The sequence below is a fragment of the Rhodococcus sp. NPDC057529 genome (assembly GCF_042802055.1).
Lineage (GTDB): Bacteria > Actinomycetota > Actinomycetes > Mycobacteriales > Mycobacteriaceae > Rhodococcus_F.
Map to the genome: position 1 here is coordinate 214,063 of NZ_JBHVEY010000014.1, position 20,529 is coordinate 234,591.

Genomic DNA, 20,529 nt, shown 5'->3' on the forward strand with positions numbered 1-20,529 from the left:
CCGGCGTGCCCGCATCAGACCCGTCTCCCGCAACGGATACGACCTCACGCCGAAAAGCGCGCCCGTGGGAGCTGGCCGCGCTGGCCGGACTCGTCCTCGCCGTCGTCGTCGTACTCGCGCTGACCGGGTTCTCTCACGACGAACGGGGCGCCGACGGGGCGGTCGGCACCGCGCAGGCAGACACGGAGTCGCGTGCAGCGGCCGTCCAGGTGCTCCTCGACACGTGGGCGTCGGCCGTGCGGACGAACGACACGGCCCGCCTGTCCGGTCTGATGGATCGGGCGGCGTCGCCGGGCTTCCTGGCCGCCGAGACGCGCCGCGCGAGCAACGTTGCCGGGGTGGAATTCTCGGACTGGGGATACGAGATCACCGAGAGTCCCGAGACGGCGGTGCCGTCGAGTCTCGTCGACGCGCTCGGGGCCGACGAAGTGTGGGCGCCGGCCGTGCAACTCCGCTACGCGATCGCGGGAGCGGACGAGCGACCCACCCGCAAACCCGTCGCGCTCGTCGTCGCCCGGCGCGGTGACAGCTGGGCACTCGTCAGCGACAGCGCCACCGTGGACGGCGAGCGGCGGACGTGGCGTGGCCCGTGGGACTTCGGATCCGTCGTGTCGCGCCGCGTCGACACCGGCGACGGCCGGACGTCGGTGGTCCTCGGACATCTCGAGAACGTCGCGATGGTGGACCGGCTGGCGGAGGAACTCCCCGCCGCCGTCGTCAACGCGACCCAACTGTGGGGTTCGGACTGGGCGGGCCGCGCGCTCGTGTGGGTCGCCGGATCGCAGGACGAGTTCACCGCACTCGTCGGGCCCGATCACGACGGACGCGGCATCGCCGCCGTCGCCATCTCGGACGCCGTCGACCCATCCGCCGACGCGGTCACCGGGCAGCGGATCGTGTTCAGCCCCTCGTCGGCGGAGCGGCTCACCGACGTCACCCGGCGGGCGATCCTGCGACACGAACTCATCCACGTGGCGGCGCGCGCCGAGACGGTGGACCGCTCACCGATGTGGGTGCTGGAGGGCTACGCCGAGTACGCCGCCTACCGGGGAACCGGTCAGGCCGCACGGCAGATCGCGCCGGCCCTGACCGCGCAGGTGGGCGCCGAAGGCCCCCCGACCGGTTTCCCCGAGAACACCGCCTTCTCCGAATCCGGCGAACGCGGCTCGGTCGCCTACGAGACCGCGTGGTCGATCAACGCCTTCGTCGCGGAGCAGTACGGCGAAACGAGGCTGACGGAGTTGTACCGGAAGCTGGCCGTGGGAGAGGCCGATCCGGACACGGTCGACGCACGACTGTCCGACGTCCTCGGCGTCGATGCCGAGCAGTTCCGGGACCGCTGGACCGACTGGGTGGGCGCTCACCTGGGGTGACCCTGCGTCGGTGACCGCGCGGCCGACCGCCTACGGTGATCACATGCGCCGAACACTGTTGGTGACGAACGATTTTCCGCCGCGGCCCGGCGGAATTCAGTCGTACCTGCACACCTTCGTCAAGCACCTGCCCGCCGACGACCTGGTCGTCTACGCCCCGCGCTGGCGCGGTGACTCGCACATCAAGTTCGATGCGCGGCAACCGTTTCAGGTCGTCCGGCACCCCACGACCCTGATGGTGCCGACACCGTTCGTCGCGCGCCGCGCCACCAGGTTGCTCGCCGAACACGACTGCACCGGCGTCTGGTTCGGCGCGGCGGCCCCGCTCGCACTGCTGAGTTCGACGCTGCGCCGCGCCGGAGCGGAACGGGTGGTCGCGAGTACCCATGGGCACGAGGTCGGCTGGTCGATGCTCCCCGCCGCCCGCCAGGCCCTCGGCCGGATCGGCGACGGCACCGACGTCGTCACGTACGTCAGCCGCTACACCCGCGGCCGGTTCGCGTCCGCATTCGGCGCCGGCGCGGCACTCGAACACCTGCCGCCCGGAGTCGACACCGACCTGTTCACCCCGGACGGCGGGGCACGGTCCGAACTGCGGGCCCGGTACGGACTGGGCGACCGGCCGACGATCCTGTGCCTGTCCCGGCTCGTGCCGCGCAAGGGCCAGGACATCCTCATCAAGGCGCTCCCGAACATCCGCGAACACATCGACGGGGCCGTCCTCGTGATCGTCGGCGGCGGACCCTACGAGGACCGCCTGCGCTCCCTCGCCCGCTCGGCCGGCATCGAGGACCACGTCGTGTTCACGGGAACGGTGCCGTCCGCGGAGCTGGCGGCGCACCACACGATCGCCGACGTGTTCGCGATGCCCTGCCGCACGCGGGGTGCGGGACTGGATGTCGAGGGTCTCGGCATCGTGTTCCTGGAGGCGTCGGCTTCCGGGGTCCCGGTCATCGCCGGACAATCCGGCGGTGCCCCGGAAACGGTGCGGCAGAACGAAACCGGGATGGTCGTGGACGGCACGTCGGTGGCCGAGGTCGCGCGATCGGTGATCGCGGTGCTGTCCGATCGCGACCGGGCGGCGGCGATGGGTGCCGCCGGCCGGGACTGGGTCAAGGCGCAGTGGCGGTGGGACGTACTCGCCGCCAAGCTGCAGTCCCTGCTGGCGTGACCGCCCCCCGTGAGTACTTATTAACCGCGGGCGGTTGAGAAGTACTCACGAGCGCCGGAGGCGCACTATCTGGCGTAGAGGGCGGCGATGTCGTCGGCGAAGCTGTCGTGCACCACGTTGCGCTTGAGCTTCATCGTCGGCGTGAGCTCACCGGTCTCCTCCGTGAAGTCGACGGGCAGGACCCGGAACTTCTTGATGGCCTCCGCGTGCGACACGAGCTTGTTGGCCTCGGCGACGGCCTCGTCGATCTCGGCCGTGAGGTCGGCGTCGGCGAGCAGATCGGCGACCGTCGTGCCCGCGGGCTTGCCGTTGCGCTCGTTCCACGCCGGCAGTGCGTCGGCGTCGATGGTGATGAGTGCGCCGATGAACGGCTGCTGGTCGCCGACGACGATGGCCTGGCTGATCAGCGGGTGGGCACGCAGGTGATCCTCGAGCTGGGCGGGGGAGACGTTCTTGCCGCCCGCTGTGACGATGATCTCCTTCTTGCGTCCGGTGATGGTGATGTAGCCGTCCGCGTCGACCGAGCCGAGGTCGCCGGTGTGGAACCAGCCGTTCTCGATCGCGTCGGCAGTCGCGTTCTCGTTGCGCCAGTAGCCGCCGAAGACGACCGGTCCCGACAGCAGGATCTCGCCGTCGTCGGCGATGCGCACGGAATTGCCGGCGAGGGGCTTGCCGACCGACCCGACCTTCTGCTCGCCGATCGTGTTGACGGCGAATGCCGCGGATGTCTCGGTGAGGCCGTAGCCCTCGTAGATGGTGATGCCGATGCCGCGGAAGAAGTGGCCGAGGCGGGCACCGAGCGGGGCGCCGCCCGAGATCGCGAGCTGGCACCTGCCGCCGAGCGCGGCCCGCAGCTTCGAGAACACCAGCTTGTCGAACAGCGCGTGCTTGGCCTTGAGGACCAGTCCCGGGCCGCCGTCGTCCTGCGCCTCACTCCACGCGATGGCCGTCTCGGCGGCGGCGTCGAAGATCTTGCCCTTGCCCTCGCCGTGGGCCTTGGCACGGGCGCTGTTGTACACCTTCTCGAACACCCGCGGCACGGAGAGGATGAAGTCGGGACGGAACTCGCCGAACGTGGGGACGAGGTTCGGGATGTCGCTGGTGTGGCCGAGTGCGGCGCCGGCGTCGAACGACGCGATGCTGACCGCGCGCGCCAGGACGTGCGCCATCGGCAGGAACATGAGGGTGCTGACGCCGGGCGTCTTCAGCAGGGTTCCGAGGCTGGAATCGAGAATGCCCTTGGACTCGGCGATGAGGTTGGCGTGGGTGAGCTGGCAGCCCTTGGGCCTGCCGGTGGTGCCGGACGTGTAGATGAGGGTGGCCGGATCGCTCGCCTTCAGTGCGGCGACGCGGGCCCGGACCTCGGAGTCGGGAACGTCGGCGCCCCGTTCGGTCAGTTCCTCGACGACACCGCGGTCGCTTTCGGACGCCTCGATCCGGTAGACGCCGCGGAGCGCGCTGGCTTCGGCGGCCACGGCCTTGACCGTGGCGGCGTGTGCCGCGTTCTCGACGACGAGGTCGATCGCGGCGGAGTCCTCGAGAATCCAGCGGACCTGCTCGGCGGAGGACGTCTCGTAGATCGGGACGGTGACGCCGCCTGCCGCCCAGATCGCGAAGTCGACCAGCGGCCACTCGTACCGGGTCGCCGACATCAGGGCCACCCGGTCGCCCTGCTGGACGCCGATGGCGATGAGCCCCTTGGCGACCGCGGTGACCTGCGCGGCGAACTCGGCCGCCGTGACGTCGGTCCACCGTCCGTCGATCTTGCGCTTGTACACGACCAGCGTCGGGTCGGCCGCGGCATGGGCGAACACCGAGTCGACCGCGGACGCGTCCTCCGCGATCGTGAACGACTGTGGCGCGCTGAACTCGGGCACGAAAACCTCCGACACTGAAAATACTGGCGAGTAGGATTGTCTTCCCCAACTTTAGACCTACCCCCGCCGGCTCCGCCTGCTGGCTGAAACACGGGTGGTCAGAGGCCTGCCCGCGGGGCACCACGGAACCCCGCCGCCTGGCGTATGTGAAGCTTGTCGCCGTGAGCAGCATTCAGGTCGCAGACCAGACGTTCATCGCGGCCCCACCGCAGCAGGTCGCGGCGGCGATCGCCCCGCCCGCCCGCTGGCGCCGGTGGTGGCCCGATCTCACCCTCGCCGTCCGCGAGGACCGCGCCGAGAAGGGCATCCGCTGGACCGTGGCCGGACCCCTCACCGGAACGATGGAAGTGTGGCTCGAGCCGGTGCTGGACGGAGCGATCGTGCACTACTTCCTCCACGCCGAACCGGCGCGCAGCGAGCACGCCCCGGATCTGGCCGCCCTCAACCGCCGCAGGCGCGTCGAGGGCAAGGTGATGTCCTTCGAGGTGAAGAAGGAACTCGAGGCCGGTCGAGCGGCGGGAGAACCGCCGTCCTGAGCCCCTTCCGGCCGTCGCGGCGGGGTCGGCATTGTGTCCGGGCGCCGGAATCGTGTGTGATAGTCGGGCACCACACAGACATACGGAACCGGTAACGGCGTGGCCCCGCCATCGAGAGCGGGTCGGCCAGGCGAAAGGAAGCGTTCACTCCATGCCCGAGAGGACCAAGAGGTCGATCAGTATCGAGGCGCCACCCGCCCGGGTGATGGATGTGATCGCCGACTTCGACGCGTACCCCGCTTGGGTGGCGGCCGCGAAGTCCGTCGAGGTCATGGAACCCGGACAGAACGGCCGCGCCGACCGGGTGCGGTTCGTGCTCGACGCGGGCATGGTCAAGGACACGTACGTTCTCCGTTACGACTGGGCGCCCGACGGCAAGTCGGTCAGCTGGGAGCTCGAGTCCGGCGAGATCCAGAAGTCGCAGTTCGGTTCGTACGTCCTCGAGGACGAGCCCGACGGCGGCACCACCGTCACGTACGAGCTCACCGTCGACCTCACGATTCCGATGATCGGCCTGTTCAAGCGCAAGGCGGAGAAGGCGATCACCGACACCGCGCTCAAGGAACTCAAGAAGCGGGTGGAAGGCTGAGCAGCGAGGGCCGTGCCGGACCTGCGCGGGTCCAGTTCTTCGTGGGGAAGGGGGGCGTCGGCAAGACGACGCTCGCGGCCGCGACGGCACAGGCGGCGGCCGAGTCCGGGAACCGGACACTCCTCGTCTCGCTCGACCAGGCGCATTCCCTCGCCGACGTGGTCGGGATCGCCGCCGCCCGCGACGTCGTGTCCGTCACCGACACCCTCGACGTCCTCGAACTCGACACCCTCACGTTGCTCGAGAACAGATTCCGCAGCCTGGCAGCGGTTCTCGCGGCCGCGGGCACGCACGACCACGGCGCCCAGCTGTCCGCGCTCGAACCGGAGGAGCTGACCGGGCTGCCCGGCGTGCAGGACGTGCTCGGCCTGGGTGAGATCGTCCGGTTCGCCACCGAGGGCGACTACGACGCCGTCGTGGTCGACTGCCCGCCCACCGCGGATTGCCTGCGGACATTGGCCGCGCCCGCGATGACGCTGGACTACCTGGAACGGGTGTGGCCGCAGCACCGCCGCATCGCCGCGCTGCTGGGTTCCGATCCCCGCCTCGTGATGCTGGTGTCGCTGATCGAACAGGTCGTCTCGGCGGTCGGCGAGGTCCGGGAGTTGCTCGCGAATCGCGCGAAAACCACTGTGCGACTGGTGACGACACCGGAGCGGGTGGTGCTGACGGAGACCCGGCGCACCGTCGCGGTGGCCGCGCTGTCCGGGTTGCGCATCGATGCGATCCTCGTGAACAACCTTCTGCCGCACTTCGATTCGCCGACAGGACACGACGATCCCGGTGTGGCATGGTTGATCAGGCGGCGAGCCCTGCAGCAGCGGGTGCTCGCGGAGCTGACCGCCTCCGCGGGCACCACGGTGATCCTCTCGGTCACCCGGTCGGTGACGGAGCCGGTAGGGTGGGCCGATCTCGGGGGTATCGCCCGGGAGTTGTATGCCGACGACACGGACGCGGTTGCGGTGTTGGGGAAGAACCCGCCTGCGGTGCGGGTGGGGCTGGAATCGGGGGCCGGTGTGGATTCTGTGTACACGATGCGGATGTATCTGCCGCTCGTGAACCCGTCGACCCTCACGCTGGGTCGAGTGGAGGACGACTTGGTCGTGGGAGCGGAAGGGGTGCGCCGCCGGGTGCGCCTCGCCTCGGTCCTGCGCCGGTGCGTCGTCGCGGGCGCAGAACTCGACGGAAGCGATCTGGTCGTGCGCTTCACGCCCGACCCGCAGGTGTGGCCGGTATGAACGACGACCACGCGCAGTTGCTGGCGGAACTGCGGACGCTGGCCGAGACCGCCCTGGACCGTCTCGAACCGATCCTCTCGCGCGCGGCGGCGCCGCACACCGCGGCGGACGCTGCGGGAGCGGACCCCGGCGCCGGCCAGTGGTCGGGATGCACGTGGTGCCCGGTGTGCGCACTCGCGGCCCTGATCCGCGGCGAGCAGCACGACCTCGTGACCCTGCTCGCAGGCCAGGCGTCCGTGCTGATCGCTGTGCTCCGGCAGATCCTCGACGAGCACACCGATCACGACCCCCCGGGCCCCGGTGCTCCGGAACCGGGTCCGGGCGACGGCGGCGGAACGCCCGAACCGGATGGCGGCCCCGCGTTCGAACCGATCACCGTCACTGTCAAGCGCTGACGATGCCCGCCCCAGGCGGGATCGGCGGAGTCCTGCACGTCGGCGATCCGGCATGGGCACAATCATCTGCATGAGCACAGGCACGGGCAGCGATCGCACCCCCGGCTCGGCGCTGACCATCGGCATCGACGTGGGTGGAACGAGCATCCGTGCGTCGGTGGTCGACTCGGCCGGTGAGGTGCTCGACTCGCTCCAGTCGCCGACCCCGGCGTCGGCGAAGGCGCTGGAGAACGGCCTGGACCGGGCGGTGCGGGAACTGTCCGCGCGGCACGACATCGCCGCGGTGGGGCTGGCGGTCGCCGGGTTCGTCACCCCCGACCGCACCACGGTGCGGTTCGCGCCGCACCTGCCGTGGGTGGGTGCGCCCGTCGGCCGGGATCTGGGGCAGCGTCTCGGCCTGCCGGTGATCCTCGAGCACGACGTGAACGCGGCGGCCTGGGCCGAACACCGGTTCGGTGCCGCCGCAGGCGGCCGGAACGTGGTGATGCTCGCGATCGGCACGGGCATCGGGGCGGCGCTCCTCGCGGACGGCAGGCTGTACCGCGGCAGCCACGGCGTCGCACCCGAACTCGGGCACATCCAGGTCGTCCCCGGCGGCCGTCCCTGCGCGTGCGGGAAACATGGCTGCTGGGAGCGGTACTGCAGCGGGACGGCCCTCGTCGACACCGCGATCGAGCTTCTCGCCGCGGATCCTGCGACGTCGACCGTCCTCGCGCGGGAGGTGGCGGTCGATCCCGGAGTGCTGACGGGCAGGCGGATCGCCGGCGCCGCACAGGACGGCGATCCACTGGCGCAGGAGACGATGCGGAAGTTCGCCCGATGGCTCGGGGTCGGCCTGGCTCTCATCGGTGACGTGTACGACCCGGATCTCGTCGTGATCGCCGGCGGAGTCGCGAGTTCGTCGGCGCTGTTCATCGACGAGGCCCGCGAGCATTACGCGGAGCTGACGACGGGGGCCGGGCACCGGCCGCTGGCCCGGATCCGGCCGACCCAGCTGGGGGAGGCGGCGGGCATGATCGGGGCGGCGGAACTCGCGCGGGCGCTCCTGCCCGATCGGGTGGGTTGACGCCCGGTCGATCGCTGTAAACCCGCAGAGTGTGATGTTGTGCGGGCCTCCCGGCCGTGTGTAGCGACCCTCACCCGCCCGAAGTAGAGTCGAGCCGAACGAAGCTTGGGTTGTGAACGGGAGGGACGCCATGTGGTACTGGCTCTTCAAGTACGTGTTTTTGGGGCCGGTTCTCTGGGGGTTGGGCAGACCGACCGTGGAGGGTACGGAGAACATTCCGGCGGAGGGCGGCGCCATTCTGGCGAGTAACCATCAGGCCGTGCTGGATTCGTTCTTCCTGCCGTTGCGTGTGCCGCGGAGGATCACTTTTCTCGCCAAGAGCGAGTATTTCACCGGGACGGGACTCAAGGGCGCATTCCAGCGCTGGTTCTTCTCCGTGGTCGGCCAGGTGCCGATCGACCGGACGGGCGCCGACGCCGCGCAGGACGCACTGAACGCCGGCTTGCGCGTCCTCGCGCAGGGCAAGCTGCTCGGCATCTACCCGGAGGGCACCCGGTCGCCCGACGGCCGGCTGTACAAGGGCAAGACCGGTCTGGCGCGCATGGCACTCGAGTCCGGTGTGAAGGTCATTCCGGTCGCGATGATCGGAACGGAGAAGGTCAACCCGATCGGTTCCCGCGTGTGGCGTCCCGCGAAGGTCACCATCCGCGTCGGCGAGCCCATCGACTTCTCGCGTTTCGAGGGGATGGGCGGCAACCGGTTCGTCGAGCGGGCCGTCACCGACGAGGTCATGTACAAGCTGATGAAGCTGTCGGGCCAGGAATACGTCGACATCTACGCGGCCACGCTGAAGAAGAAGGCCCCCGCCGCGGACGGTTCCGCACCGGCTCCGGTGGCCGGCGTGGCACCGGAGAACGATGCGAGCACCGTCACGCGACTGCCGGACACCCGGGCGAGCTGACCGCCGCGACCTCTCAGCCGACGGGGACGGTCAGATCGTCGGAGGTCTCCGACCGATCGTCCTCGTCGGGCCGGGCGGCGCGGGTGCGGAACGCGACGATCGCGACCAGCACCACGGCGAGCCCCCACCACACGTACGACGACGCCAGGAACTGATCCCACAGATTCCAGTGGGTTCCGCTCCAGCGTCCCACTCCAAGCTTCCAGTGCGCGGCGAGCCTGACGACGACGACGCCGACCACGGCCGTGACCGCCAGGGCGACATTCTTTCGTCGGTAGGCGAGGACACCCAGCACGAGGAGCAGCGGCACCGACCACACCCAGTGGTGCGACCACGACACGGGGGAGACGAGCAACCCGAGGACGGCGTTGAGTCCCAGCGCGAGCGCCGTCTCACCGGCCCGCAGCGCCCGCACCATCGCGACGATCACCAGCGCGAGAACCGCCACGCTCAGCAGCAGCCAGATCGGGGTGCGCATCCCGTCGCTCAGACCGAGCCGGGCCAGGACACCGGTGAGGCTCTGGTTCGCGGGATACGCCGGTGTGCCGATCCGATCGGAGTCGAACAGCGTCTTCGTCCAATAGGTGACGGAATCGTTCCACGTCGCGATCGCGCCCACCGCGCTGAACGCGACGAAACCGACCGCGGTCACGACGGCGGAGCGAAAGTCCTTGCGCACCAGGAAGTACAGGATGAACACGGCCGGTGTCAGCTTCACCGCCGCCGCGAGACCGATCAGCAGTCCGCGGGGCCACGGCGTCTTCTTCGGCAGGCAGTCCGCCGCGACCAGCAGCATCAGCAGGATGTTGATCTGCCCGTAGTCCAGGGTGGACGAGACGGGTTCGAGGGCCATCGCCACCGCAAGCGCACCGAGGGCCGTCCACACGAGAGTGCTGCGGGGGGTGATGCCCAGCGAGTCGAGCGTGACGACGAGGACGCCGAACAGGGCGACCAGCGACAGCACCGTGACGACGGTCCCGGCCGTCGCCAGCGAAACCGTCGACAGCGGACTGAACACGACCGCGGCCAGCGGCGGGTACGTGAACGGCAGGAAGTTGCCCATCTGGGTGGCCGGCATAGACCCGTACAGCGTCGGGCCGTGCAGGAACACCGAACCGCCCAGTCGGTAGACGTCGAGATCGAGCCGGTAGTAGTAGCCGAAGTCCCGCAGACCGGGCAGCCCGAGCAGGTTGTAGGCGAATCCGACAGCGAGACCGGCGAGCACGAGGACGCGGATCACGAGACCGCCGACGCGCAGGTGCACGGGCACCCGCTGCCGGTCGAGCGGGTCCGCGACAGGGGCGGCGGACTGTCGACCGTCGGAGCGTGCGCTCACCGAGGCCTCCTTCACGAGGTAGGGGTGGATCCGGATGACGCCGACGGGTGAGGCATAGTGTGCGGGCGTGCGTTACTTCTACGACTGCGAGTTCATCGAGGATGGTCGCACGATCGACCTGGTGTCGATCGGGGTGGTCGCAGAGGACGGACGGGAATTCTACGCGGTGTCCACCGAGTTCGATCCCGACCGTGCGGGCAAGTGGGTGCGCAGGAACGTGCTACCGAAGCTGCCGCAGCCGTCGTCGCCGCTCTGGAAGAGCCGCGCCCGCATTCGCGACGACCTCTACGCATTCCTGATTCCCCGGCCCGGCATCGTCCCCGAACTGTGGGCGTGGGTCGCCGCCTACGACCACGTGGCGCTCTGCCAGCTGTGGGGCGACATGACGGAGCTGCCGCAGACGCTGCCCCGGTACACCCGCGAACTCCGGCAGTACTGGGAGGACCACGGCAGCCCGGAGCTCCCACCTGCACCGGGCGACGCTCACGACGCCCTCGCCGATGCCCGGCACAACCTGGCGAAGTTCGAGGCAGTTCAGGCGGCACGCTCACTCCGGTGACCTGACTCGCCATCGCTCCGGTCGAGCGAATATCCTGTATGGGTGAACTGGACTGTCGACGTGCCGATCGACCGCTTGCCCGAACTCCCGCCGCTGCCCACCGAGATGCGCGAGCGTCTCGATGCAGCGCTGGCCAAGCCCGCTGCCCAGCAGCCGCAATGGCCGGAAGGTCAGGCCGCTGCGATGCGGACCGTCCTCGAGAGCGTGCCCCCGATCACGGTGGCCAGCGAGGTCGTGGCCCTGCAGGAGAAGCTGGCCCAGGTCGCGCGCGGAGAGGCGTTCCTGCTCCAGGGCGGTGACTGCGCCGAGACGTTCGCGGACAACACCGAGCCGCACATCAAGGGCAACATCCGTACCCTGCTGCAGATGGCCGTCGTCCTGACGTACGGAGCGAGCCTGCCCGTCGTCAAGGTCGCGCGCATCGCCGGTCAGTACGCGAAGCCGCGGTCGTCGAATGTCGACGCGCTGGGCCTGCAGTCGTACCGCGGCGATATGATCAACTCCCTCGTCGCTGACGAGGCCGTGCGCGCCCACGACCCGTCGCGGCTCGTGCGGGCGTACGCGAACGCCAGCGCCGCGATGAACCTGGTCCGCGCGCTCACCGGCGCGGGCATGGCCGACCTGCACAAGGTGCACGACTGGAACCGCGAGTTCGTGTCTTCGTCGCCGGCCGGGGCCCGGTACGAGGCACTCGCCGCGGAGATCGACCGCGGGTTGCAGTTCATGAACGCCTGCGGTGTCACCGATCCCAGCCTGCACCACGCGCAGATCTTCGCCAGCCACGAGGCGCTCGTCCTCGACTACGAGCGCGCGATGCTGCGCCTCGACAACGACGACGACCACGCCAAGCTGTACGACCTGTCCGCCCACTTCCTGTGGATCGGCGACCGCACCCGTCAGCTCGACGGAGCGCACATCGCGTTCGCCGAACTCGTGTCCAACCCGATCGGCCTGAAGATCGGTCCGAGCACCACCCCGGAGATGGCGGTCGAGTACGTCGAACGCCTCGACCCCACCAACAAGCCGGGCCGGCTCACCCTCATCTCGCGCATGGGCAACAACAAGGTCCGCGACCTGCTGCCGCCCATCATCGAGAAGGTACAGGCCACCGGCCACCAGGTGATCTGGCAGTGCGACCCCATGCACGGCAACACACACGAGGCGTCCACCGGCTACAAGACCCGCCACTTCGACCGCATCGTCGACGAGGTCCAGGGATTCTTCGAGGTCCACAACGGTCTCGGCACCTACCCGGGCGGCATCCACGTCGAACTCACCGGCGAGAACGTCACCGAATGCCTCGGCGGCGCGCAGGACATCTCCGACCTCGACCTGTCCGGTCGCTACGAGACGGCGTGCGACCCCCGCCTCAACACCCAGCAGTCGCTGGAACTGGCGTTCCTCGTGGCGGAGATGCTCCGCGGCTGATCGCCCCGATCAGAGACCCTCACTGCCCTGCTCCCGCGGGGTCAGGGCAGTGAGACCAGGGTGACCGTGCTCCCGGGTTTCACGAGATCGCCGCCACCGGGGTTCTGGCTGATGACGAACGACCTGTCCGTGTCGGTCACCTGACGTACCTTCACCTCGAGTCCGAGACGGCTCAGTTCGTCCCGCGCGGATCCGACCGTCCGGCCCAGCATCGACGGCATTCGGACTGCGTTCGACACACTCAACGTCACGCTGGTGCCCGCATTCACAGTGGTGCCCGCCTTCGGGCTGGTGGCGATCGCGTCGCCGGCGGCGACGTTCCGGTCGAAGTCGGTCGTGGTGTCCTGCACCACGATGCCGACCGCCTCGAGTGAGGCGCGTGCCTCCGCCTCCGACATGCCCTTCACGTCGGGAACGTCCACCGGCGGTGCACCTTTGCTGACGATCAGCTTGACCGTGGAACCGGTCGCGAGTTCCGTGCCCGGTGCCGGGTCGAGCGCGGCCACCGCACCGATCGGGACCTTCGCGCTGAACGCCTGACCACCGTCCACCGGGGTGAACGTGCGGTTGCGCAGTTCCTGCTCGATCCCCGCGCGTTCGCCGCCCGCCGGCAGCGGTGGGACGGTCGGCCGTCCCAGGGACACGAGCAGGGCCACCGTGCCGTCGCGGGAGATCCGCGAACCACCCGTCGGATCGGTGCCCAGCACGGTGTCGAGCGCCGCCGTGTCCGAATACTGCCCGCGGATCTCCGACGACAGACCGGCCGCTTCGATCGCCGTCACCGCCGCACCCCGCGACAGGCCGTCGGTGGTCGGGACCGCGGTGAACCGGCCCGAACCCATCCACCAGCCACCGACACCCACCGCCAGGGCGAGCATCAGGATCACGAGCAGCCACACGATCGTGGTCCGGCGCGACCGCTGCCGTTCGGCGGCGAAGTCCGGATAGTGGTAGCCGTCGTCGGGCTCGTCGTCCACCGCGAACGGCGGTTCGTCCCGCGGCGGCCGCGGAGTCTGGGTGGTGACGACCCTCGTATGCTGCAGGCCGGGTTGCGCAGGGAGCGGGCTGGGCGGTGACAGCGGTGCAGCCGGCGGGAGGTGCACCGTCGGCGGTGCGACGGGACCCGGCGGCGCGGTCAGCGGAGGAGCGCTCGCGGCGGCCGCGGCGCTCAAGTGCTGCGCCGATCGCCGCGGGGCGGGCACCCGGTACGCGGGCAGGTCGAGCGCCGTCGCGATGCCGCGCAGCGCCGAACCCATCTGCTCGGCGTTGGCGAAGCGGTGCGACGGCTCCCGGTGCGTGGCCTCCGCGACGAGTTCGTCGAACTCGGGTGGTACACCCGCGATGTACGAACCCGGCCGTGGAACGTCCTGGTTGATCCGCTGATACGCCACGGACAACGACGTGTCCCCGGTGAACGGGGTCCGGCCGGTGAGGAGTTCGAACAGCAGGACGCCGGTGGAGTAGACGTCGCTGCGGGTGTCCGCGATCCCCGAGGTCACCTGTTCCGGCGACAGGTACGCCGCCGTGCCCAGGATCACACTGTTCGACGTGGTGTTCGACGCGGCAGCGGCCCGCACCAGACCGAAATCGGCGATCTTCACCTCACCGGCGTCGGAGATCAGGATGTTCTCGGGTTTGACGTCACGGTGCACGAGACCCGCCCGGTGGGCGACGGCGAGCGCGTCGAGGACCGGGCCCACGACCGCGGCCACCGCGTGCGGCGGCATCGGACCGCGTTCCCGCAGGAGCTCGCGCAGCGTTCCGCCGTCGACGAGTTCCATCACCAGGAACGCGTGATCGCGATCGTGTCCCTGGTCGTACACGGCGACCAGGGAGGGGTGCTTGAGTCGCGCGACCGAGCGGGCCTCGAACTCGAATCGGGTGACGAACGCCGGATCGGCCGCGAACTGCGGATCCATCACCTTGATGGCCACCGGACGGTCGAGTCGCGTGTCGAGCCCCCTGTAGACGGTGGACATGCCGCCACGCGCGATCGTGGCATCCACCCGATAGCGCCGGTCGAGCAGCTCGCCGATCAAACGTTGACCTCCATCGTGCACAGTGTCCGTTCCCCCGTCAGTGCGCGCAGCCCGGCCACGCGCCCCTCAATCGTAGCCAGCGACACCGACCGGTAGCGCCACGCCGGAGGCGACCAGATAACGTTAGGGGAGTGAGTGCCATCCCTTACTGTGACGATGTCCTGGACCCTTCCGTCTCGCTCCTCCAGTTGGTGGACGTCGCGAAGAATCTCGGTGTGGCCGTCACCCGTGTGCAGCAGCTTCTGCGGGATCAGCAGTTGATCGCCGTGCGCCGCGACGGCGTCCTCGGCGTCCCCGAACTCTTCTTCGACGAGTCCGGGGAGACGCTCAAATGGCTGCCCGGCCTCATCGCGGTGCTGCACGACGGCGGATTCAAGGACGAGGAAATCCTGGCGTGGTTGTTCCGGGAGGACGACAGCCTGCCCGGCACGCCCGTCCAGGCCCTGCACGGTCACCTCGCCCGCGAAGTGATCCGCCGCGCTCAGGCCATGGGGTTCTGACCGCCGGTCACCGCACCCGGCCGCGGGCGGGCACCGCGAGCCGAGCGAACTGAGGCAGGGCCGTCGCCCACCGGTTCCGCCGCGGAACGGTGGCGCGCCGGTCGAGGACCCGGTACCCGCCGCGCTCGATCTCGTCGAGGATGCGCGCGTACAGCACGAACGCCGTCCGGATGCCGGGTTGGACGCGTCGATCCAGCATCGCGATGCCCGGTTCCGCGTCCCGGTACACCGACCGGGTGACTGCGATCAGGTGGGCGAGTGCCCGCACGATCCGCGGGTCCGTCGCGCCGCGTCGGCGGCTGTGCACGAGAAGTTCGGTGTCGACGCCGAACGCGGCCAAGTCCTCGGCCGGGAGATAGACCCGGCCCCGATCGAGGTCCTCGCCGACGTCGCGGAGGAAATTGGTCAGCTGGAACGCCTCCCCGAGAGCCGCGGCGTGCGGTTCGGCGCCGGGTCCGGTGGTGCCGAGGACGGGCAGCATCTGCAAACCGATCACGACGGCCGACCCGTACATGTACGTGCGGAGATCGGTGAGCGTGCCGTACGCGGCCCGATGCTCCGCAGTGCCCGGAACGTCCATCCGCATCGAGTTCAGGAACGCGAAGAAGTAGTCGTGGGGGATGGCGAACTCCGCCACGGTGTCGAGGAACGCGGGAAGGACCCGCAGCATCTGCGGCGAGCACACGGTGTCACCGATTGCGTCCCGGTCGGTGAACCCGCGTCGCAGCACCGCGTCGATCAGGTCGAGTCCGGCGGCGCACTCCTCGGCCGTCCGGCCGGGATCGACGTCCACGAGGTCGTCGACGGTGCGGGCGAACCCGTACAGGGCGTGCACGGCGGCCCGCCGGCGCTCGGGAAGCAACCGCGTGGCGAGGTGGTACGTGCGTCCGTGCTCCGCCGTCACCGCGCCGCAGTACCGGTAACTCTCGGCCAGCGCGGTCATCGACCGGTCATTCGAGGCCGGGCGACGCCGCAGCAGCTGCGAGGCCGGAGGTGCGCTCGTCCTCGACGGGCCGCGGTGCGCGCAGCCGCAGCGGGTCGACCGTGCGCAGCGACACCGCCGCCACGACCGCGGCGAAGGTAGCGAGCACCACGTGAGCGAACGTGTAGAGCCCGATCGAACCGTCGGGCTGGAAGACCAGCATCAGCCAGGTGGACAACCCGACGAGGACCATCAGGGTCCGCGTCGACAACGCAAAGCCGGCAGCGATGGCGATCGGCCACGAGTAGTACCAGGGCAGCGCGGCGGGCGACAGGATCACGATGGCGACCAGGACGATGAGGATCCCGAGGATCGCATCCCGCTCGGTCTTCCGATACCGCCACCACGCCGCCAGCACGATCGCGACGAGGGCCACCGCACAGATCGGGCGGGTGACGGCCAGGACCTCGCCCAGCCGCAGGTCCGCGAACCACGACGTTCCGACCGTCACGATGTGCGCGAGGATCGTCGGCAGCGACAACCAGTTGATGATCTTGTTCGAGCCGGACAGCGCCGTCATCCAGCCCAGCCCGACCCCGGCGACGGCGGAGGCGGCCGCGAAGATCACCACGAACACGGCGAACCCCGAGCCCGCGGTCTTCGCGAACGACGCGAGCGGCGACGCGGGTGTGCGCCCTTCCGCCTCGGCCTTCTCTTTCTCGTGGAGCATCCAGATCCACACCATGAAGGGGAGCGCGGCGCCCGCGGTCGCCTTGATCGCGACGGCCACCGCGACGAGCGCGATGCCGGCCAGGTGGCGGCGCTCGAGGACGAGCGCGATGCCGGCGATCATCAGGCCGACCATCAGCAGTTCGTTGTGGACACCACCGATGAGGTGGACGAGGACAAGGGGGTTGAGCACGGCGAGCCACAGCGCAATGGCCGGATTGCCGCCGAGGTGCCGTGCGAGGTGCGGGACGCCCCAGACCATCAGCGCGAGCCCCGGCAGCATCGTCACGCGCAGGAGCATAGTCCCGGCGATCACGTTGTCGCCGGTGATCGCCGTGATCCCCTGACTGAGGAGCAGGAACAGCGGACCGTACGGCGCGGTGGTGGTGGTCCACACGTTGCTGACGTTGTCGAGGAGGATCCCGGGGTTGACCACCGGCCCGACCGCGTAGGGGTCGAACCCGTCCCGCAGCAGCGCGCCCTGCGCGAGGTAGGAGTACGCGTCCCGGCTGAACATCGGCACGGCCAGCAGCAGCGGCGCCGTCCACACCGGCACGACCGTCCGCAACTGCCGGAGCGTGACGTCGCCGCCGAGGGTGGCGCGGCCCAGCCGCACCCACGCGGTGATCATCGCGACGACACCCACCCAGACGATGACGGTCGACAGGATCTGCCCGTGACCGAACCGGAGCCACGACAGGTGCATCGCCTCGAGCAGTGGGTCCTCGCGGCGGACGCTGCCCGCACCGAAACCGCCGAACGTGATCATCACGGCGCCCACGAAACCGAGGAGCGCGGCGTGCCCCTCCGGGCTGCGGAGGAAGTCGGCCGTGGCCTGGGGCCACGGCCGCTGCGGCGTGGTCGTCGCAGCGGCGACGGTCGCCTGCCGGGCAGAGGACGTCATGAGTGCAGATTCCTCCCCCGAGGTGAGTTCGGTTGCGGTCGGTGCGTTCGTCGTCGCGCGCTTCGCATGGTCGAGGAACCAGTTTAATTGCTGCCGGCACCAGTTCTCGCCACGCCTCGCCCTATCCTCCCGCACTTCGTGCTTTCGACTGCAATTGCGCACTTCGTGCCGTGGTGGGCCCGGTGATGCGCGCGGCCGCGAGTTTCCCCGACAGCAGGACGGTCGGAACCCCGACACCGGGCACGGTCCCGGAACCGGCGAGGACGACGTTGTCGAGGCCCCCGACCAGGTTGGGGCGCCGGAACGGTCCGGTCTGCCGGAACACGTGCGCCGCCGCGAAGGGACTGCCCGCCGCCATGCCCTTCCCGAGCCAGGTCAGGGGAGTGTCGACGTGGTCGATGGTGAAATGCTCCGCGATCCCGTGGTACCCGCGCTTCTCGAGTTCGCGCAGCAGTTCGGTCACGTACGGGCCGGTCAGCGAGGACCACTCCAACGGTGCGCTGTGCAGGTTCGGGCACGGAGCCAGCACCGACAGCGGTTCCGAGGCGGTGCCCGCGCGGTCCACGGCGAGGCCCGGGTCCGACACGGCAGGCCGGGTGATCAGCAGCGACGGGTCGGTCATCAGCCGTCCGCGTCCCCGGCGTGCGGTGATCTCCGCGAACGTCCGCTTCCACGCGTGGCCGAAGTCGATGGTGTGGTGCCGCTGGGCGGCCCACCCCGATGCGACCGCGGTGGGGACTGTTCCGTGCAGGACCACGGCGGACGGCGATACCCGCACCCGGCGGGGGGTCCGGTGGGTCACCGGGCGCAGCAGCGCGTCGACGACGGCCGTGTCGGGGGTGAGCACCAGCGCGTCGCAGTCGATGCGGTCACCCGTAGACGTGACGACGGCGCCGACGCGATCACCGGTTCGCTCGAGCGCCGCGACCTCCGTACCGAACCGGATCTCCCCGCCCGCGGTGGTGAGGGCGTCGGCGAGGGCGCGCGCGATCGAACGCATCCCGCCCCGGGGGAAGTAGACGCCGAGCGAGGTGTCCATGTGGGCGATCGCGCCGTACACCGCGAGGGCGTCGGCGGGGGCGACGCCGGCGTACAGCGCCTGGAACGTGAAGATCCGGCGCAGTCGCGGATCCGTGACGGTCCGGTCGACCCGGGCGCCGAGCCGGCCGAATCCGCCCAGCGCGGTGAGCGTCAGCAGATCCTTCGCGGCCCCGCGGGACGAGACGAGATCCAGCGGCGAGTCGAAGTTCGCGTCCATGAAGCGGTGGTACTCGGCGTCGAAGATCCGGCCGAGCCAGCGCCGCAACCGCAGGTACCGGGCCGATTCCTCCGGCCCGCACACCCGGCCGACCTCCGCGGCCATCGCGTCGGGATCGGAGTGGACGTCGAGCGACGAACCGTCCGCGAACCGGGCGTGGTACGCCGGGGCCAGCCGTTCCAGGACCAGCGGCGGGCGGGTCGACCCGAAATCCGCGCCGACGGCGGCGAGGGCCTCGCCGACCAGGTCGGGCATCGTGAGGACGGTCGCGCCGTTGTCGATGTCGTAGCCGGGACCGCGGTAGGTGCCGACCCGGCCGCCCGGTGACGACTCCCGTTCGAGGACGGTGACGCGGCGGCCCGATCCGGTGAGGTGCAGGGCGGCGGAGAGGCCTGCGAGGCCGGCGCCGACGATCACGACGTGATCGGTGCGGCCGGGAACCGTCCGGAGCGCGCGAGCCACCGCCGACCTCAGTAGTCGCGGCGCGTCGCGGCGACGGCCATCTCGGTGAGCTGCTGCTTCGCCGCGGCGGTGGCGGTGCTCGTCTCCAGCGTGGACAGCGCGTTCGCGACGAGATCCTCGATCTGCTTCTCCACGTCCGCGACCGCACCGAGCGAGGTGATCGTGCTCCGGAGGGTGTCCACGTCCGAATCGGACAGATCGGTGCCGATGCCCTCGCGGAGCAGGGCGGCCGCCGCGGGGTCGCCGGCATCGGCGCGCTGCAGCGACATCGCGAACAGGACGGTGCGCTTGCCCGCCCGCAGGTCGTCGCCCGACGGCTTGCCGGTCACGGCCGGATCCCCGAACACGCCCAGCAGGTCGTCGCGGAGCTGGAAGGCGATGCCGATGTCGGTGCCGAATCGGCGGTACGCCGAGACCAGGGTGTCGTCGGCGCCGGCGAGCGCCGCGCCGAGGTGCAGCGGCCGCTCGATGGTGTACGCCGCGGTCTTGTACCGGTTCACCTTCATGGCGGCGTCGATCGACTCGTCCGCCCGGGCCTCGTTGCTGATGTCGAGGAACTGCCCGCCGAGCACCTCGGTGCGCATCGCCGACCACACGGGGGAGATGCGGGCCGACGCGTCCGCGGTGATGCCCGATTCGCGGATCATGTCGTCGGCCCAGGCCAGCGCGAGATCGCCGAGGAGGATTGCGACGCCCTCGCCGAAGTGAGCGGAATCACCGCTCCACCCCCCGGCGCGGTGCTGTTCGTCGAACTCGACGTGGACGGTGGGGAACCCGCGGCGCGTCGTGGAGGCGTCGATGATGTCGTCGTGCACCAGCGCGCAGGCCTGCACCAGCTCCAACGCGGAGCAGGCGCGGAGCACGGGAGCGGCCTCGGGGCCCCGGGCGTCGCCGCCCGCCCCGAGCCAGCCCGTCCACGCGAAAGCCGGACGGACCCGCTTGCCTCCGCGCAGGACGAAGTCCTCGAGCGTCGTCACCGCCTCGCGGTAGCCGCCGCCCACGGCGTCGACCAGGTCCTGCCGGCTGGTGAAGAAGTCGCGCAGCGCATTCTCGACCTCGGCCGCGAGGGCGGAGGGGCGCGTTCCAACGGACAGTGTTGCCTCCAGGATCGAAATTTCGCGCGCGCCGAGACCGGCGGCAGACGTGGACACCACCATAGTGGGCGCTCGTCCGGGCGGCCCGCTGCCCGGATCCCGGGTGCCTGCGGAGACGCAGTGGATGCAGTGCGGCGGTCACTACCTATGCT

The 20,529-nt window shown here is 70.1% G+C and carries 18 protein-coding genes; 11 read left to right on the forward strand and 7 right to left on the reverse strand.

Annotated elements, in window-relative coordinates; genetic code table 11:
* Positions 1-5 precede the first annotated feature (5 nt).
* Both ACFU5V_RS26835 and ACFU5V_RS26840 read left to right on the forward strand, forming a co-directional pair.
* On the forward strand, positions 6-1,373 hold the full coding sequence (locus ACFU5V_RS26835) for a hypothetical protein (RefSeq protein ID WP_378702992.1): 1,368 nt from the start codon (positions 6-8) through the stop codon (positions 1,371-1,373).
* 43 nt (positions 1,374-1,416) lie between these two features.
* Positions 1,417-2,544, forward strand: coding sequence for a glycosyltransferase family 4 protein (locus ACFU5V_RS26840; RefSeq protein ID WP_378702993.1), 1,128 nt, complete (start codon positions 1,417-1,419; stop codon positions 2,542-2,544).
* A 65-nt stretch (positions 2,545-2,609) separates the two neighbouring features.
* Here ACFU5V_RS26840 and ACFU5V_RS26845 read toward each other — a convergent pair whose 3' ends face one another.
* On the reverse strand, positions 2,610-4,421 hold the full coding sequence (locus ACFU5V_RS26845; RefSeq protein WP_378702994.1) for an AMP-dependent synthetase/ligase: 1,812 nt from the start codon (positions 4,419-4,421) through the stop codon (positions 2,610-2,612).
* Between the two features lie 161 nt (positions 4,422-4,582).
* Between ACFU5V_RS26845 and ACFU5V_RS26850 the strand changes: the two genes are divergently transcribed.
* The 6 genes from ACFU5V_RS26850 (at position 4,583) to ACFU5V_RS26875 (ending at position 9,146) form a co-directional block, all read left to right on the forward strand.
* A complete protein-coding gene (locus ACFU5V_RS26850) occupies positions 4,583-4,957 on the forward strand; it encodes a polyketide cyclase / dehydrase and lipid transport (RefSeq protein WP_378433509.1) in 375 nt (124 codons plus the stop codon).
* A gap of 151 nt (positions 4,958-5,108) precedes the next feature.
* A complete protein-coding gene (locus tag ACFU5V_RS26855; RefSeq protein ID WP_073365899.1) occupies positions 5,109-5,546 on the forward strand; it encodes an SRPBCC family protein in 438 nt (145 codons plus the stop codon).
* Positions 5,543-6,784 (forward strand): ArsA family ATPase, encoded by a 1,242-nt coding sequence (locus tag ACFU5V_RS26860; protein ID WP_378433516.1) that lies wholly within the window; start codon positions 5,543-5,545, stop codon positions 6,782-6,784. Before ACFU5V_RS26855 ends, ACFU5V_RS26860 begins: the two co-directional genes overlap by 4 nt.
* Positions 6,781-7,179 carry a hypothetical protein gene (locus tag ACFU5V_RS26865; protein ID WP_378433508.1) on the forward strand — a complete coding sequence of 133 codons (399 nt, stop codon included), beginning with the start codon at positions 6,781-6,783 and terminating at the stop codon, positions 7,177-7,179. The genes ACFU5V_RS26860 and ACFU5V_RS26865 overlap by 4 nt, the downstream gene beginning before the upstream one ends.
* Before the next feature lie 52 nt (positions 7,180-7,231).
* Positions 7,232-8,245, forward strand: coding sequence for an ROK family protein (locus ACFU5V_RS26870; RefSeq protein WP_378433507.1), 1,014 nt, complete (start codon positions 7,232-7,234; stop codon positions 8,243-8,245).
* 130 nt (positions 8,246-8,375) lie between these two features.
* A complete protein-coding gene (locus ACFU5V_RS26875) occupies positions 8,376-9,146 on the forward strand; it encodes a lysophospholipid acyltransferase family protein (protein ID WP_378433515.1) in 771 nt (256 codons plus the stop codon).
* A 13-nt stretch (positions 9,147-9,159) separates the two neighbouring features.
* Here the strand turns inward: ACFU5V_RS26875 and ACFU5V_RS26880 are convergent, their stop codons facing one another.
* Entirely contained in the window at positions 9,160-10,482 is a 1,323-nt protein-coding gene (locus ACFU5V_RS26880; RefSeq protein ID WP_378702995.1) for a glycosyltransferase 87 family protein, read from the reverse strand.
* A 67-nt stretch (positions 10,483-10,549) separates the two neighbouring features.
* Between ACFU5V_RS26880 and ACFU5V_RS26885 the strand changes: the two genes are divergently transcribed.
* Both ACFU5V_RS26885 and ACFU5V_RS26890 read left to right on the forward strand, forming a co-directional pair.
* Positions 10,550-11,041: a polyadenylate-specific 3'-exoribonuclease AS gene (locus tag ACFU5V_RS26885; protein ID WP_378433505.1), complete on the forward strand. Its 492-nt coding sequence runs from the start codon at positions 10,550-10,552 to the stop codon at positions 11,039-11,041.
* A 42-nt stretch (positions 11,042-11,083) separates the two neighbouring features.
* On the forward strand, positions 11,084-12,469 hold the full coding sequence (locus ACFU5V_RS26890; protein ID WP_012688082.1) for a class II 3-deoxy-7-phosphoheptulonate synthase: 1,386 nt from the start codon (positions 11,084-11,086) through the stop codon (positions 12,467-12,469).
* 41 nt (positions 12,470-12,510) lie between these two features.
* Here the strand turns inward: ACFU5V_RS26890 and pknB are convergent, their stop codons facing one another.
* Positions 12,511-14,529, reverse strand: coding sequence for a Stk1 family PASTA domain-containing Ser/Thr kinase (gene pknB / locus ACFU5V_RS26895; RefSeq protein ID WP_378702996.1), 2,019 nt, complete (start codon positions 14,527-14,529; stop codon positions 12,511-12,513).
* A 110-nt stretch (positions 14,530-14,639) separates the two neighbouring features.
* Here pknB and ACFU5V_RS26900 point away from each other — a divergent pair, with 110 nt between their 5' ends.
* Positions 14,640-15,008, forward strand: a complete 369-nt coding sequence (locus tag ACFU5V_RS26900) for an Rv2175c family DNA-binding protein (RefSeq protein WP_378433503.1) — start codon at positions 14,640-14,642, stop codon at positions 15,006-15,008.
* Positions 15,009-15,015: 7 nt separating this feature from the next.
* Here ACFU5V_RS26900 and ACFU5V_RS26905 read toward each other — a convergent pair whose 3' ends face one another.
* From ACFU5V_RS26905 to ACFU5V_RS26920, 4 genes are all read right to left on the reverse strand, one after another.
* The gene (locus ACFU5V_RS26905) at positions 15,016-15,951 is read right to left on the reverse strand and encodes a phytoene/squalene synthase family protein (RefSeq protein WP_378702997.1); all 936 of its coding nucleotides are present in this window, start codon (positions 15,949-15,951) and stop codon (positions 15,016-15,018) included.
* Between the two features lie 7 nt (positions 15,952-15,958).
* A complete protein-coding gene (locus tag ACFU5V_RS26910) occupies positions 15,959-17,563 on the reverse strand; it encodes an alpha-(1->6)-mannopyranosyltransferase A (protein WP_378702998.1) in 1,605 nt (534 codons plus the stop codon).
* 121 nt (positions 17,564-17,684) lie between these two features.
* Positions 17,685-19,283 (reverse strand): phytoene desaturase family protein, encoded by a 1,599-nt coding sequence (gene crtI, locus ACFU5V_RS26915; RefSeq protein ID WP_378433500.1) that lies wholly within the window; start codon positions 19,281-19,283, stop codon positions 17,685-17,687.
* An 8-nt stretch (positions 19,284-19,291) separates the two neighbouring features.
* Positions 19,292-20,440, reverse strand: a complete 1,149-nt coding sequence (locus tag ACFU5V_RS26920) for a polyprenyl synthetase family protein (protein WP_378702999.1) — start codon at positions 20,438-20,440, stop codon at positions 19,292-19,294.
* Positions 20,441-20,529 lie beyond the last annotated feature (89 nt).